This window comes from Ignavibacteriota bacterium (assembly GCA_016212665.1).
In the GTDB taxonomy this organism is placed as follows: Bacteria; Bacteroidota; Ignavibacteria; order UBA10030; family SZUA-254; genus FW602-bin19.
This window is the reverse complement of record JACREZ010000016.1, coordinates 222,500-236,334: the sequence shown is the minus strand read 5'-3', so window position 1 is coordinate 236,334 and position 13,835 is coordinate 222,500. Positions and strand designations below refer to the sequence as shown.

At 41.9% G+C, this 13,835-nt stretch carries 11 protein-coding genes; 8 read left to right on the top strand and 3 right to left on the bottom strand.

The window, feature by feature from the left end:
- Positions 1-121: 121 nt before the first annotated feature.
- The gene (locus HY960_05830) at positions 122-1,243 is read right to left on the bottom strand and encodes a T9SS type A sorting domain-containing protein (protein ID MBI5215254.1); all 1,122 of its coding nucleotides are present in this window, start codon (positions 1,241-1,243) and stop codon (positions 122-124) included.
- Positions 1,244-1,594: 351 nt separating this feature from the next.
- Here HY960_05830 and pyrR point away from each other — a divergent pair, with 351 nt between their 5' ends.
- The 4 genes from pyrR to HY960_05810 all read left to right on the top strand — a co-directional run bounded on the left by pyrR (position 1,595) and on the right by HY960_05810 (position 5,182).
- Positions 1,595-2,143 (top strand): bifunctional pyr operon transcriptional regulator/uracil phosphoribosyltransferase PyrR, encoded by a 549-nt coding sequence (gene pyrR, locus HY960_05825; GenBank protein MBI5215253.1) that lies wholly within the window; start codon positions 1,595-1,597, stop codon positions 2,141-2,143.
- The gene (locus tag HY960_05820; GenBank protein ID MBI5215252.1) at positions 2,143-3,063 is read left to right on the top strand and encodes an aspartate carbamoyltransferase catalytic subunit; all 921 of its coding nucleotides are present in this window, start codon (positions 2,143-2,145) and stop codon (positions 3,061-3,063) included. The genes pyrR and HY960_05820 overlap by 1 nt, the downstream gene beginning before the upstream one ends.
- Before the next feature lie 193 nt (positions 3,064-3,256).
- On the top strand, positions 3,257-4,540 hold the full coding sequence (locus tag HY960_05815) for a dihydroorotase (GenBank protein ID MBI5215251.1): 1,284 nt from the start codon (positions 3,257-3,259) through the stop codon (positions 4,538-4,540).
- Between the two features lie 87 nt (positions 4,541-4,627).
- Positions 4,628-5,182 carry a hypothetical protein gene (locus HY960_05810; GenBank protein ID MBI5215250.1) on the top strand — a complete coding sequence of 185 codons (555 nt, stop codon included), beginning with the start codon at positions 4,628-4,630 and terminating at the stop codon, positions 5,180-5,182.
- On the opposite strand, the gene HY960_05805 is transcribed toward HY960_05810, so the two are convergent.
- Both HY960_05805 and HY960_05800 read right to left on the bottom strand, forming a co-directional pair.
- The gene (locus HY960_05805; GenBank protein MBI5215249.1) at positions 5,177-6,370 is read right to left on the bottom strand and encodes a hypothetical protein; all 1,194 of its coding nucleotides are present in this window, start codon (positions 6,368-6,370) and stop codon (positions 5,177-5,179) included. The genes HY960_05810 and HY960_05805 overlap by 6 nt on opposite strands.
- Complete coding sequence (locus tag HY960_05800; protein ID MBI5215248.1) at positions 6,367-7,284, bottom strand: protein kinase; 918 nt, start codon at positions 7,282-7,284, stop codon at positions 6,367-6,369. Before HY960_05800 ends, HY960_05805 begins: the two co-directional genes overlap by 4 nt.
- A 295-nt stretch (positions 7,285-7,579) precedes the next feature.
- Here HY960_05800 and HY960_05795 point away from each other — a divergent pair, with 295 nt between their 5' ends.
- The 4 genes from HY960_05795 to pgeF all read left to right on the top strand — a co-directional run bounded on the left by HY960_05795 (position 7,580) and on the right by pgeF (position 13,782).
- The gene (locus HY960_05795) at positions 7,580-8,389 is read left to right on the top strand and encodes a hypothetical protein (GenBank protein MBI5215247.1); all 810 of its coding nucleotides are present in this window, start codon (positions 7,580-7,582) and stop codon (positions 8,387-8,389) included.
- Between the two features lie 193 nt (positions 8,390-8,582).
- Positions 8,583-9,095, top strand: coding sequence for a DUF4783 domain-containing protein (locus HY960_05790; protein MBI5215246.1), 513 nt, complete (start codon positions 8,583-8,585; stop codon positions 9,093-9,095).
- 6 nt (positions 9,096-9,101) lie between these two features.
- Positions 9,102-13,013, top strand: coding sequence for a HAMP domain-containing protein (locus tag HY960_05785; protein ID MBI5215245.1), 3,912 nt, complete (start codon positions 9,102-9,104; stop codon positions 13,011-13,013).
- Positions 13,006-13,782: a peptidoglycan editing factor PgeF gene (gene pgeF / locus HY960_05780; GenBank protein ID MBI5215244.1), complete on the top strand. Its 777-nt coding sequence runs from the start codon at positions 13,006-13,008 to the stop codon at positions 13,780-13,782. The genes HY960_05785 and pgeF overlap by 8 nt, the downstream gene beginning before the upstream one ends.
- Positions 13,783-13,835 lie beyond the last annotated feature (53 nt).

The window sequence follows — 13,835 nt, the reverse complement described above, 5'->3', positions numbered from 1 at the left end:
AGGATTCTTGGAGTGATTACCAAGAAGGATTGACGATTGATGATGTAGGATTGATGATTAAGATGAGAAAACCAAACTGCGGCTCACAATCGAAAGTGTGAGCCGCAGTCAATAGATTCCCTTATCGCAACAACAGAAGTTTTTTCACGCTTACAAAATCGCCTGCAACTAATTTATAGAAATACACTCCGCTCGGAAATCCCGAAGCATGAAATTCCTGAATCTTCAATCCTGCATCTTGAATCCCGTCAACTAAGATGTCAACTTCTTCCCCAAGAATATTATACATCTTCAATGTTACCCAACTTCTAACGGGTAACTGATAACGAATAACAGTTGACGGATTAAATGGATTGGGATAATTTTGTTCGAGCGAAAATTCATTTGGAAGACTTCCTTCATTCACACCAAGAAGTGGAAGTGTTCTGAATGTGTAATCGGCGCTTGTGTCACTACCGTTACAATTATGGCTCAACGCTCTGAAATGATATTCTGTATTCGGTTGTAAATTATCCAGTCGTTGATGGAGGGAAGATGTCGGATGAATAGATGTTTTGTTTCCATAATTTGTTGTCGTTCCCCATTCAAACCATCCGACCGGACTATCCTGATTATTAATAACTGCATTTAACTGAACAGATGTTTCCGTTATGCTGTCTGCAAAACAAGAAGTAATAGTTGGTTGTCCCGTACCGTTACATTCCATCCCCAACGAAACAATGATCAGTATTCTATTTACGTCTGCTGATGTAATATCATGTAAAGAATCGGATAGCATATCAACAGCAATCGGTCCATCATCAGGATGGATATATTTTAGAATAACGCTACTGGGATAGAATCCATCCATAAAACTCCATGAAAAATGAAATGGATAAGCGCCACCCGAAATTGCACTTCCTTGAAACTGAATACGGAAAGTATCCTGACCTTTATAGTAAAGTTCATTGAAGTCATGTAAACAGATGCTTGTGCCTTGCCCCATACATGTTACGCTCGAGCTTCGATGATTTATAAAGCGTGAATCAAAAATTCCATCGGGAGGAAGTGGTGGGAGTTCATATTCTCCGTAAAGACTATCAAAACAGTACGTCGCAGAATCCGCCCATCCGAAATAAAGCGTATCAACACCGCTACTATCATCCCGGACAATCAACGTGTTGATGATTGGTTGTGACACCGCCTCGTTATGAAAACTTCCGACGAGGACGATGAACATGATTGCACAAAAAAAGTACTTCATATCTTTGCCCTTTCTTCTTATCAGTTTCTATGCAAATGTAGTCACAATCTTGAAGAAAGTCAAGCGATTTGCCGTTCAAAAAAACTTCCGTATATTTGCCGCCGTAAATTCCCTTTAAGTTTGAACCTGTGAGTTCAGAAAGGAATATGATGAACAGTACTCAACGATATTTCCCATCCTTCATCCTGCAACGCGGGACTGAAGGATTTTTCGTTTTTGAGCCTGATTTCCTCAAAATCCTTCCTGAAACATGCTCGCTAAATGAGTAAAAAAACTCAAATCTCAACACCCGAAACCCCCGCCCGCCTTTGGCAGGTGAATAACCCGTAACCAGAAACCTGTAACCTCACCATGAACAATCGAACCCGACTTTTAGATGAAAAAGACTTCGAGCGTATTCTCACTCGTCTCGCCCACGAAATCCTCGAACGAAACAAAGGCGCCGGAAACATCGCGCTTGTCGGAATCAGAACACGCGGCGAATTTCTTGCGCGGCGGCTTAATGAAAAAATCAAATCGCTCGAAGGAAAAGAAATTCCACTCGGCTTTCTTGACATTACTTTGTACCGGGATGACTTGCGGGAGAAACATCAGCAACCCGTGTTGCTCGGAACATACATCAAGTTTGATATTACGGGCAAGCATCTCATTCTTATTGATGATGTTCTCTTCACCGGACGGACTGTTCGCTCCGCGCTCTCCGAACTTGTTGATTTGGGACGACCTGCCTCAATCCAACTTGCGGTGTTCATTGACCGTGGGCATCGCGAACTTCCCATCAAAGCAGATTATGTCGGAAAAAATATTCCGACATCACTTCAACAAGAAGTACAGGTGTGCATGAAAGAACTTGACGGAGAAGATGCAGTCTATCTCAAAGAATTAAAGGAGAACAACTAATGCCTTTATCCTCACGACATTTACTCGGCTTGGAAGACGTGCCGAAAGAAGATATTAATCTACTTCTTGATACCACGACAAACTTCCGAGAAGTATTGGAACGCCCGGTGAAGAAAGTCCCGACGTTGCAGGGACAAACCATCGTCAATTTATTTCTTGAAGATTCGACACGCACACGAGTTTCATTCGAGTTGGCGGAGCGACGACTCTCTGCCGACGTGGTGAATTTTTCTGCTAGCGTCAGCAGTCTCAAGAAAGGTGAAACGCTGAAAGACACCGTGCGTAATCTTGAAGCGATGAAGATTGATATGGTGGTGATTCGTCATGCCGCTCAAGGCTCGCCTCACTTTCTCACAAAAATTATGGACGCACACATCATCAATGCAGGCGACGGCTCTCACGAACATCCTACGCAGGCGTTGCTCGATATGTACACGATTCGCGAAAAATTCGGAACGCTTGAGGGTGTTCACGTGTGCATCGTCGGAGATATTTCTCACAGTCGCGTTGCGCTCTCCAACATTTTCGGATTGAAAACAATGGGCGCAACCGTCTCCGTTTGCGGACCGAAAACCCTCATCCCGAAAGAGATTGAGAAGTTGGGTGTGAATGTTTTTTATGACATCAACAGAGCAATTCGTGAAGCGGATGTCTTGAACGTTCTCCGCATCCAACTTGAGCGTCAGGATAGAGCGTACTTCCCATCGCTCCGGGAATACCGTGAATATTTTGCGGTGACAAAAGAACGGCTCAAACAAGCACAGAAAGAAATTACCATCCTTCATCCCGGGCCAATCAACCGTGATGTCGAGCTTTCTGCCGACGTTGCGGACAGTGATGCATCGTTGATTCTCCACCAGGTGTTAAACGGAGTTGCGGTCCGCATGGCAGTTCTGTATTTACTGGGAACGGGAAAGTGAAGTTGGTGATTGGTTAATTAGTGAGTGGTTAATTGGTGATTAGTGAGTCGTTAGTGGTGAGTCTCTGAAAGTTCAAACTAAACTCTACTAACCACTCACGACTAACAACTCACTAAATACAAATGACGAATGACTATTGACAAATGACAATTTTGAGACAACTGGAAACAGAAAACTGAAAACAGGAAACTTTATGAAGATACTTCTGAAACATGGCAGAGTGATTGACCCTACAAACGGAACAGACACCGAATCGGACGTTTTGATTGTTGACGGCATCATCGAAAAAATGAAACCGAACATTGCGGCGGGAAAGGATGTGCAGGTTCACGATTTGAATGGGATGATTATCGCTCCCGGATTTATTGATATGCACGTCCATCTTCGTGAGCCGGGATTTGAACACAAAGAGACGATTGAAACGGGAACGCTTTCGGCGGCGCATGGCGGATTCACTGCTGTCTGTTGTATGCCGAACACAAACCCGGCAATTGATAACGCCTCAGTTGTTCGAGATATCAGAACGAAAGCAAAACAGGTCAACAGTGGTTTGGTTGATGTGTTTCCAATTGGCGCGGTAACAAAAGCGCGTGAAGGAAAAGAACTTGCGCCGATGCTCGAACTTGCAGAAGCTGGCGCGGTTGCGTTTTCTGATGACGGCGCGCCTGTCAGTGATTCTGAAAATATGCGCCGTGCGCTTGAGTATGCTTCGATGCTCGATATGTGCATCATCCAACATGCAGAAGAATCATCGCTGACAAAAGGAGGCGTGATGAATGAAGGATTTATCTCCACCTCACTCGGCATGGCTCCGATTCCTTCAATTGCGGAAGATATCATGGTTGCACGAGATATAACATTAGTTGAATATGTTCAGGCGCGATACCATGTCGCGCATGTCAGCACCGCGGGTGCGGTTGAATTGGTTCGCTCGGCAAAAGCAAAAGGATTGCCTGTAACGTGTGAGGTAACGCCGCATCATTTCACTCTCACGGATGAAGCAGTTCGTTCGTTCGATACAAACACAAAGATGAATCCGCCGCTCCGCACCCGTGATGATGTTGAAGCGATGAAAGAAGGATTACGCGACGGAACGATTGACGTGATTGCCACCGACCACGCACCGCACTCGTACGATGAAAAACAAGTTGAGTTCTTATACGCGCCGTTCGGTATTGTCGGATTGGAAACGGCAATCGGTTTAGCGTTCACCGAACTTGTGCACACGGGAATATTATCTGTAGAACAACTCATCGAAAAGTTTTCCATCAACCCGAGGAAGATTCTCCGGCTTCCTTCAATCAAAATTGCGGAAGGTGAAAAGACAAACATCACTATCCTCAACCCGAATTATGAATGGACTGTTAAGACAGCGAACTTCAAATCGAAATCAAAAAACTCACCGTTTGATGGGTACAAATTGAAAGGGAAGGCTTGGGGAGTGGTGAATAACGGAGTGATTTATATTTCTCTATAAAAATCATCTACTATTTGCTTCCCTTTCAATTTTTGTAGATATTTACTAAAACAACTTTGTAAAGTACACACACAAAAAATCCCTTCAATGATAAAAAATAATGAAATAAATCAAATCGTTGTACTTAACAAAACTCTTCAATATAATCCTAGGAAAAATTTACCTTTAAAGGTTTCTAGAAAAAAAACAGAATCATTATTCGTCAACGCGTTCCTTAAAGCATTTCTCAATCTTTATACAAATCAAAATGGACTCGTTGCAAAAGAGTTTTCATTAAACGGTTATGGTATAGCTGATTTAATTTATTTAAAAATAACCCAGAGTAAATGGAATGATAGGGATGAAATTCGAACACGTAAATTTGTCACCGCGTTTGAAATGAAAATTAATGATTGGCAAAAAGCTTTATCACAGGCAATGCGCTATCGTTATTTCGCAAATAGGGTAATCGTTGTATTACCAGACAATAATATTTCAAGAGCAAAATATTTTTCCGGAACCTTTAAATCGTTGCATGTCGGCTTATGGTCTTTCAATAAAAGAACAAAGGAAATTCAAAAAATTTATACCCCACATTACTCTCGTCCACTAAATATACAAGCAAAGAGGAAAACTTTATCTTTTCTTACCGCCCAATTATAACTCAGCTAGTTTTCTAAATTCTCTAATTCCTTCTTTAAGTGATTCTAAGTGATCATCGTTTGATTTGGTTTCTGGTCTTAGACCAACACTACGGATTTTATCGTATAATTGTTGTGCAACATCAAGAGAAACTTCGCATTGTTTTAACCCCAAAACAACATCTTCTTTAACAATATTTTGTGTCATTTTCTTTAAGGCTTCCCAATTTTGTAAAACTTCTTTTGAACGCTCTGGCTCTATATTTGGATCATTAAAAGTTTCATCGTAGGAAAGTCCATTCACAATCTCAGAAAACAACCTCCGCCACGACTGATACTCAAAAATGGTAATTCTATTGAAAAGTGCAACACTAAGATACCTTAATATTGGCATTCTTCCGCCTGAAGACGAAGGTAAGAAACGTTCCATTGAAAATGTTCTAAGATTCGACCACCAACCAGTTGCTCCTACATCACCACCGACAGCACCTAAAAATGGAGACAACAAATCAGAATATCCATTTATCACTTTAAATCCATTTATTTTGAAACTGTAATTGATAAGCATCCATCCTGCAATAACATCTGTATTGAATATTTCATATTTCATGTCATTGCTTTTTGTTGCAACCAAAATGTAGAAACCATCGGGTGGATATTCTATGAAAGTAATATCATTGAGAAATTCTTGTAACTCATTTAAATTAACTAAAGCATCTTTTGATACTGCGATTGTTGCATAAACAGGTCTCTTGTCATTGAATTCAGAATAAACTTGCTTGGTTAATCTTATAAAGGATCTGGCTATCGCTGCTTCTCTTGAATCAAGCGAGCGTGAAATTAGAATATTGGGGCCAATGATACCTGTTACTTTTGTTTGTAATTGATATTTTATAGTCGTCCTAAGAACTTCGATAACATGCTTTTCAATCTCAAGACGATTTCTATTAATAGGCAAAAAATAATCATTGTAATCTATAAGTTTACCCAAATTAATTCTTGAATCATTTGTAAAAATAGCAGCATAAACCTGTGGATCGAAATATATCTCAGCTGAAATATTTGTTGAAAGTAATCCATCTATTTTTTGAATAAGATTCTCTGGTCGAATATCCTTTGGGCTGAAGATTACGCCATCTATTATGTTTTTTTCCAGTCCTTCATATATTTTTGTCCCTTCTGCATATCCATGTTGTGCTAATAATTTCATAATTCAGTTCCTATCATTTTTTTGAGTGTTGTTAAATTTGCTGGCCTCAAGGCAGGCATTTTCTTTAACAACTGATTTACCGCCGACGTAAATTCTTTAGATAAATCAGAACGATATATTTCTAACGGTTTTGGAATCTCACGTATAATTCTTGTTAATGTTTGTAATAAATCATCTCTATTTCTTGCCAACGGATGTATCCCCGCAGCGTATTCGAATAAAGTGATTCCCATTGCGTATAAATCACTCCGGTAATCAAGGGTATCGCGAAAATTTGGGTTTAACATTTCGGGGGCCAAGTATCTTGTTGTACCTGGTGGTGGAAATCTCAAATGCGGATCAATCGTTAGCGCAGATTCATATATTGAAAAAGCTAAACCTAAATCAAGTACTATAAATGGTCTATGACTATCATTTGTCTTAATTACATTAAGTGGCTTTATATCCCTGTGTACTGTATTTAAATTGAACCATAAATCCTTAATTGCCTCAATAATACATGTTGCAAGTAGTCGTAGTTCTTTCTCATCGGGAACTTTTCCTTTTTGAATGAATGAATGCAAGTCATCACCGATTAATAATTCTTCAGTGTATGCGATAAATTTAAAGCCAGAAAATGAAAGTGAAGTTGGGGCAAGATTTCCTAGCTTAACAATGTATTGACTTTTGCTTCTTCCAAGCAATCCAATCTCTCTTTGTAACCGCTTCTCAACTTCCTCTGTCAAGTCAAAACGTACTTTTTCGTCTATATCATCAAATGCTGGGACATATGCCAATTTTAATGCCTCCATTGTCCCATCATTTCTCTCTGCAGGATAAAATATTTTGAATCCTCCTTTTTTATGAGAATGTAGTTTTGTGAATTGCGGTAATTTTTCTAATAACTGTTCAACATTGGGGACGTAAGGAATCATAACTTTTTTTTACTTATTAAAATTCATGGAGAGTATTCATTTAGAGTTTTGATAATCGTAACGTTGTTCACTTGTTTAGATATAATTATATGCCCTAAATATTTAGTCGTTAGATAGTACAATATTTTCTGTACTTTTTCAATTTTGTCCTAAATCCCCTACTAACTCGGTTCATTACAATACATTTCTTCTTCGAACTGAAGAATAATTCCTTATTCTTCTTCTCTTTTCTTATTTATTCGTTTGGCACGTCGCTTGTCATTATTCATTCAAACAAATGAACAAGGACATGAACATGAAAACGATTTTGACAACCATTGCAATGACGTTCTCTCTGATGTTCTTCGGATGTCACGAGAGAATCATCGAACCCGACATTACTCCACCCTCTGCGCCACGCGGCATTGCTACAAGCACTGGTGATAATGTTATTGATATTTACTGGCTCGCAAATCCCGAGCGGGATGTTGCCGGGTACAATGTGTTGGTGAGTTCTTCGTATGACGGAACCTATACATTATTCGGAACAACACGCGGAACTTCCTTCACCGACAACGGCGCACGAAATGGTTACACATATTACTACGCCGTCACAGCATTCGATTATGACTACAATGAAAGCGCACTCAGCAAGGAAGTTGCCTACGATACACCTCGTCCTGAAGGATATAACATCCCGCTTGCAAATTTCAGAACTGCGCCCAACTCAGCGGGCTACGATTTTTCATCATACACAATAGGAGATTACAATGATAAGTACACTGATGTTTATTTTGAGCATTACGAAGGTAGTTTCTATCTCGTGGTCTGGGAAGATACTGATATCCAGGATATGGGATACACTAAATCTCTCTACGAGATTGGCGAAGCTCCCGCTTCGGGTTGGTCGCCAACAAAAGATGTTCGAGTAATTCCCGGACACACGTATGTCGTCTGGACGTGGGACGACCATTATGCAAAGATTCGTGTCAACTCGGTTTCGTCAAGCCGGGTGACGTTTGATTGGGCGTATCAATTACAAAAAAGCAATCCCCGTCTGAAACGTGCAATCATTGATGACCGCAATCCCTTAATTAAAGGTGAAGGCGCAAACACGAGAAAGTAAGTTTGATTAGTGGATGGAACAGGGACATCGCTTCTGCTGACCCAAGCATGAAAACGGTGTCCCTGATTCTTTTTGTACGCTCTCCCAATCGTTTCTTGTAAATAATTAACTATCCACAATTGATTGGTAGTTGAGTAGATGAGTAGTTGAGTATTTGAGAAAGCGTATAGTTCGAGAGTATCAATTATTGACTATGTTCGACTTTGTGAGTATTTTATATCCCGATGGTAGAATGAAACACGCATTTATAAATATACTATTGATTGTATTGCTTCCCTGTACGTTGTGCTTTGCACAGGAACATTCACTTTCAATTTCCACGACCGCTTCAAACGATTCGCTTCACGAAAAAACGACGCAAGCCGAACATTTAACTTCCATCGTCAATGAAATCGAGACCGCTCTCCAAAATAATTCTGTTGAAAAAATTTCAAAACGGTTTACAAAAAAAGTGTCCCTCAGTCTTCGAGGAGTAGAAAGCGGAACCTTCAGCGCAAATCAAGCCCACTACATTGTGCAGGAATTTTTCTCGAAACAAAAACTGAACAATTTCCGGTTCACCTCGAAAGGAACTTCGGGAGAAGAATTGTATGCGACCGGAGGTGGAACGTTGTTCATTCGCGGCAAACGGGAGGTAGTTCAGGTGTATATCGGATTTATCAAATCCGGTCCCTCGTATTTGATTTCCCAATTCAATATCTACTAACTCCGGATGAGTCGGCTGAACCTCGACTTCTCTCTCTCACTTCATCGAAGACGATATGGAGTTATCGTCATTTCTCTTTTGTTGTTGTTGGCGCTTGTTTTCATCGGCAAGAACATTCTCGTGAGCAATCTTGAGCTAGATTGGATTTCCATCAAAACAGAAAAAGAACAATCGCTCATTCACTCCGTTCAAACTTCATTTCAAAAATTTCAGGATGAATCTGTTGACGCAGTCAAAACGATTGCACAACATTCGACCATCGTCAGTTCTTTATCAAACGGGTCCACTTCAACGAAATCATTGTTCGAACAAATTGGAATTTTCCCGTTCGCCGAACAAACCATCGAATTGTATGATTCTTCAAAAACAATTCTTAGTTGGAACGGAAACGAAGGAATTCGGACGGACACACTTTGGTTGAAGCCAAAACCAAATTCATTGGTCGTGCAGGGACCGATTTATTCGTTTCTCATTGTCGCTTATCCCGTTCTCAGCAATTCAAGAGTGAGCGGCTATGTTGTTTCCAAACGCTTGTTCGATGTGAATTATCCAATCAACAACCGCTTCATCAACGCCGATGTGTTTAGTTCAACGTTCACTTCGCGCTTGGGGATGACTGTTCAATTGGAGTTTTCTTCTTCTTCAAAAATTACAGACGGAATGATTTCCGTTCCACTGAACGGAATTGATGGTTCCCGGATTTGCACGGTGATTCTTCCATCATTACATCTAGAAGAGCAAAAAGAGAGGACACAAACTGTCGAGCGGAATATTTTCCACGTCTTACTGATTCTATTGTTTTTGAGTTTGGTCATTGGCATTGCTTCTTTGAAACGAGTGCAACAACGGCACGGCATCCGATTATTCATGTGGGTAGCCGTCATTTGCTTTGCTCGTTACCTTCTCGTTTGGTTCGACATTCCTTCTGAATTTGTCCAATTAAAAATCTTCGAGCCGACATACTTTGCTTCGGTGTTCGGGTTCGGCATTGCTAAATCTGTCGGCGACTTGTTCCTTACCTCCATCGCATTCCTTGGAACGATTATTCTCTTGGCAAACTCACTTATGAACGGAAATTGGTTAACAAAGAAGAATTCGAATCCAATTACCACGTGGGGTTGTATTTTCATTTTCGCACTGGTGGCGCCACTGTTCCTCCGCGGTTTTGCGGCTGTCATCCGTAGCGCCGTGTTTGATTCAACGCTGAGTTACTACGACCCGATGTACATTCTTCCGCAATTTCCGCTCGGCGTTATGTTACTGAGTCTCGTTCTTATTTCTGTTGCGTTGATTATTGCATGCGTCACGGGCATCATCGCGTCATATTTTGCAATCAATAAAAGGTTTTCTCCATCATCACCGCTTCGCGTATGGATGATTATCGCAGGACTCTTGGTGGCGGGAACTATTCTCTTTGAACTTCTCCATCCGAGTCCCCTCTTTTCCTTGTATGAACGATTTGGATATCTCGCACTCTTTATCGTTGGGGCGATGAGCGTTTCACAGTCATTCTCACAAAAAAATATTTTCACCAACTTCAAATCTCTTGTTCTTCTTTCTGCAACCAGTATTGTTGCACTCCTCTATCCGCTCGACCAACAGACACACGAATATGACCGCTCCCATGCAGAAGACCATGCGTTGAATATCATTCAACCTGCGGATAACTATTTGAAAATCCTGACGCGGCAGGCATTGCAGGAATTATCGAACAGCGAAATCATCAATTCGTTTCGCGAAACCGAACCGAATGTTTTGAAGAAACTCGCGTTCAAGGCGTGGGCACGAAGCATTCTCAGCCGTGAGGGATACAACTGCTCTGTCACCTTCTATACCAATGACGGAACAATTCTCAGCACGTTTTATCTTGGCGCAGATTGGTCGTCTCCAAGCGTTCACCCCGATTCGCTTGCCTATCCGAAATCGGTTGAACTCGTGGAGCGTTCCATCGGTTCACACCTCGTCAATGTGTATGAAGGCTACGCACCCGTTCGGAATGAAACCGGATTTCTTGAAGGAGGCGTTTCGGTTCAGGTCTCGGCGGGGGCGCAATCGTTGCTCGGAGGCGAGACGCCGGAATTCTTCCGAAATTCTTCCGGGAACAATTTCAATACCCATGCCCGGCAATTTATTTTTTCTGAATACGTGAACGGCAAACTCGCGTATTCTTCTTCGGAAACGTTTCCTTTGGAAAACGAACTCCCCGTACAGGTACAACATCAAACACAGCATCAAATAAATTGTTGGATTGATGAACGAATCAATAACGAAACGTATGAGACATATTTCTTCCGACCAATTGACTCGCCAATTGCCGGGACATGGTATTCGCTCAGCATGAAAAAGTTGGATGCAGGATGGCATTTGTTCAACCTTCTCCGGATTGTGCTTTTTTTTGCACTTTGTTTGCTTGTTTGTTTTCTCGTGTACGTTTCGATTTCATTCGTGCAAGGCAAACGTTCGAAACTATCATTTCGCACCAAACTGATTCTTGCATTTTTTGTGGTCGCCCTGATACCGACGGCAATCCTTGCGTATTATAATCGCCAATATGCAATCGAACATGCAGAGAAATCCATCATCGAACAATTGAAACGGGAAACGACCACCATTGCGTCTGCGCTTCAGCGTCAGTGGACAATCCTTACCCCGTTTGATTTGGAAACATTCAAAGACAGACACGCAATTACCGTTGCGAACGATGTACAAATAGATTTTACTGTGTTCTCGGATGCGTTTGAATCGGCAAGCAGTAAACCGGAATTATTCCGTGCCGAATTATTCGACCGACGAATGAGTTCGGATGCGTATTCAAACATTGTTCTGCAACAAAAAGGATTTTATACCAACGTCCAATCAATCGGAACGTTGCAATACATCGTCGGGTATCGCCCGTTGCTGACGGAGGCAGGAACAACATTTGGCGTTGTTGCTGTGCCGACGTTGTTCCGGCTTCAGGAGATTGATGAAGAAATCGTACAACGCAACGCGTACCTGTTCGGTGCGTTTATGTTTGCAATGCTCGTTGCATCGGTTGTTGGTTTTATTTCTTCGCGTCAGATTTCTTCTCCGCTTCATCGCTTGCTTCAGGCAACAAAAAAAATCGGGACAGGAGATTTTGATGTGCGTATTCGTTCGGACAGAACGGATGAATTCGGTGAACTTGAACAATCATTCGAAACGATGCTTCACAATCTCAAACTATCGCAGGATGAAATCATCAAAGCACAGCGGGAACTTGCTTGGAAAGAAATGGCAAAACAAGTCGCGCACGAAATCAAAAACCCGCTCACTCCGATGAAACTTTCGATTCAGCATCTACGGCAAGCATACGTTGACCGGGCTGGCGATTTTGATAAACTGTTGCATCAAGTCAGCGGTACAATCCTGGAGCAAATAGAAACACTAAGCCGCATCGCCTCCGAATTTTCACATTTCGGCAGGATGCCTGAGCGGAAAATCGGACAGTGCGATGTACACGCGCTATTGTTTGATGTCACCAACTTATATAAAGAACACATCGGTGTTATGCTTGATTTGCAATTCTGCCCGAATTCCCCTATCATTTCAGCAGACAAAGAAGAGTTACGTCGAGCGTTTATGAATATTATCAAAAACTCCATTCAAGCAATGAACGAACGGGGAACAATCGAAGTCAGAACAAACATTGAACACTCAATGGTGAACATTCGCTTCCACGATACCGGACCCGGCATCGCGGAAGAGGCGCGTGAACATCTGTTTGAACCGAATTTTTCCACCAAGACCGATGGAATGGGATTGGGCTTGGCTATTGTCAAAAAAACAATTGACGACCACGGCGGCTCTATCAATATCGAAAGTGAAGCGGGAAGTGGGACAACAGTAATAATTCAACTGCCACTCTATCATCATCAATCGTCGAGAATGAATGATTAACTCTGCCTCGCTTTCTGAAATCACTGTTCTTCACTCGAAACTCTTCCAACAATTTCCCGAATTGCGGTTCGGATTCAGTACGAAGAAAGGTGGGGTCAGTCACATTCCCTACGGACTGAACCTGAGTTACATGGTCGGCGACGACCCGAATAACGTTGACCAAAACCGCGAGCGTTTCTTTGGAAAATTGGAAATCCCGATTGATAAGTTAGCCATTCCAAAACAGTTTCACGGCGACTTCATCAAAGTTATTCATTCGCCCGGTATTTATGATTTGTGCGATGCACTCATCACGCAAACACGTGGTGTCTATCTCTGTGTTTCTACAGCCGATTGTTTGCCGATTTTTCTTTTTGACCCGGTCACGAAAACGATTGCAACTGTTCATGCCGGCTGGCGCGGAACGAAACTCAAGATAGTTGAAAAAACAGTGAAACGGATGATAAAAGAGTTTACCATCAATCCTGTAGATTTATTTGCGTTCATCGGTCCCTCTGCGGGTGTGTGTTGTTACGAAGTCGGGAACGAAGTCTCGCGCGATTTTGACCAACGTTATTTGGTCCGTTACTCCACGAAGAAGCCGCACCTCAATTTGAAACTCTTTACAAAAATCCAATTGATTGATGCGGGACTCCGGGACAAGAACATTGAGATGTCGGAGTACTGTACCATTTGCACCCCGAGCCTGTTCTACTCTTTCCGACGGGAGAAACTGAACTCCGGAAGAATGATGGGAGTGATTGGGATAGACGAACATTTCCGTCCGTAACGGAAAAATTTCCTTCCTGTCGTTTGCAAATTCCGCGTCAACCTGCTACATTG

Excerpts from the sequence above, each read along its gene's own strand:
- HY960_05830 (MBI5215254.1), bottom strand. The coding sequence starts at position 1,243 with ATGAAGTACTTTTTTTGTGCAATCATGTTCATCGTCCTCGTCGGAAGT.
- pyrR (MBI5215253.1), top strand. The coding sequence starts at position 1,595 with ATGAACAATCGAACCCGACTTTTAGATGAAAAAGACTTCGAGCGTATT.
- HY960_05820 (MBI5215252.1), top strand. The coding sequence starts at position 2,143 with ATGCCTTTATCCTCACGACATTTACTCGGCTTGGAAGACGTGCCGAAA.
- HY960_05815 (MBI5215251.1), top strand. The coding sequence starts at position 3,257 with ATGAAGATACTTCTGAAACATGGCAGAGTGATTGACCCTACAAACGGA.
- HY960_05810 (MBI5215250.1), top strand. The coding sequence starts at position 4,628 with ATGATAAAAAATAATGAAATAAATCAAATCGTTGTACTTAACAAAACT.
- HY960_05805 (MBI5215249.1), bottom strand. The coding sequence starts at position 6,370 with ATGAAATTATTAGCACAACATGGATATGCAGAAGGGACAAAAATATAT.
- HY960_05800 (MBI5215248.1), bottom strand. The coding sequence starts at position 7,284 with ATGATTCCTTACGTCCCCAATGTTGAACAGTTATTAGAAAAATTACCG.
- HY960_05795 (MBI5215247.1), top strand. The coding sequence starts at position 7,580 with ATGAAAACGATTTTGACAACCATTGCAATGACGTTCTCTCTGATGTTC.
- HY960_05790 (MBI5215246.1), top strand. The coding sequence starts at position 8,583 with ATGTTCGACTTTGTGAGTATTTTATATCCCGATGGTAGAATGAAACAC.
- HY960_05785 (MBI5215245.1), top strand. The coding sequence starts at position 9,102 with ATGAGTCGGCTGAACCTCGACTTCTCTCTCTCACTTCATCGAAGACGA.
- pgeF (MBI5215244.1), top strand. The coding sequence starts at position 13,006 with ATGATTAACTCTGCCTCGCTTTCTGAAATCACTGTTCTTCACTCGAAA.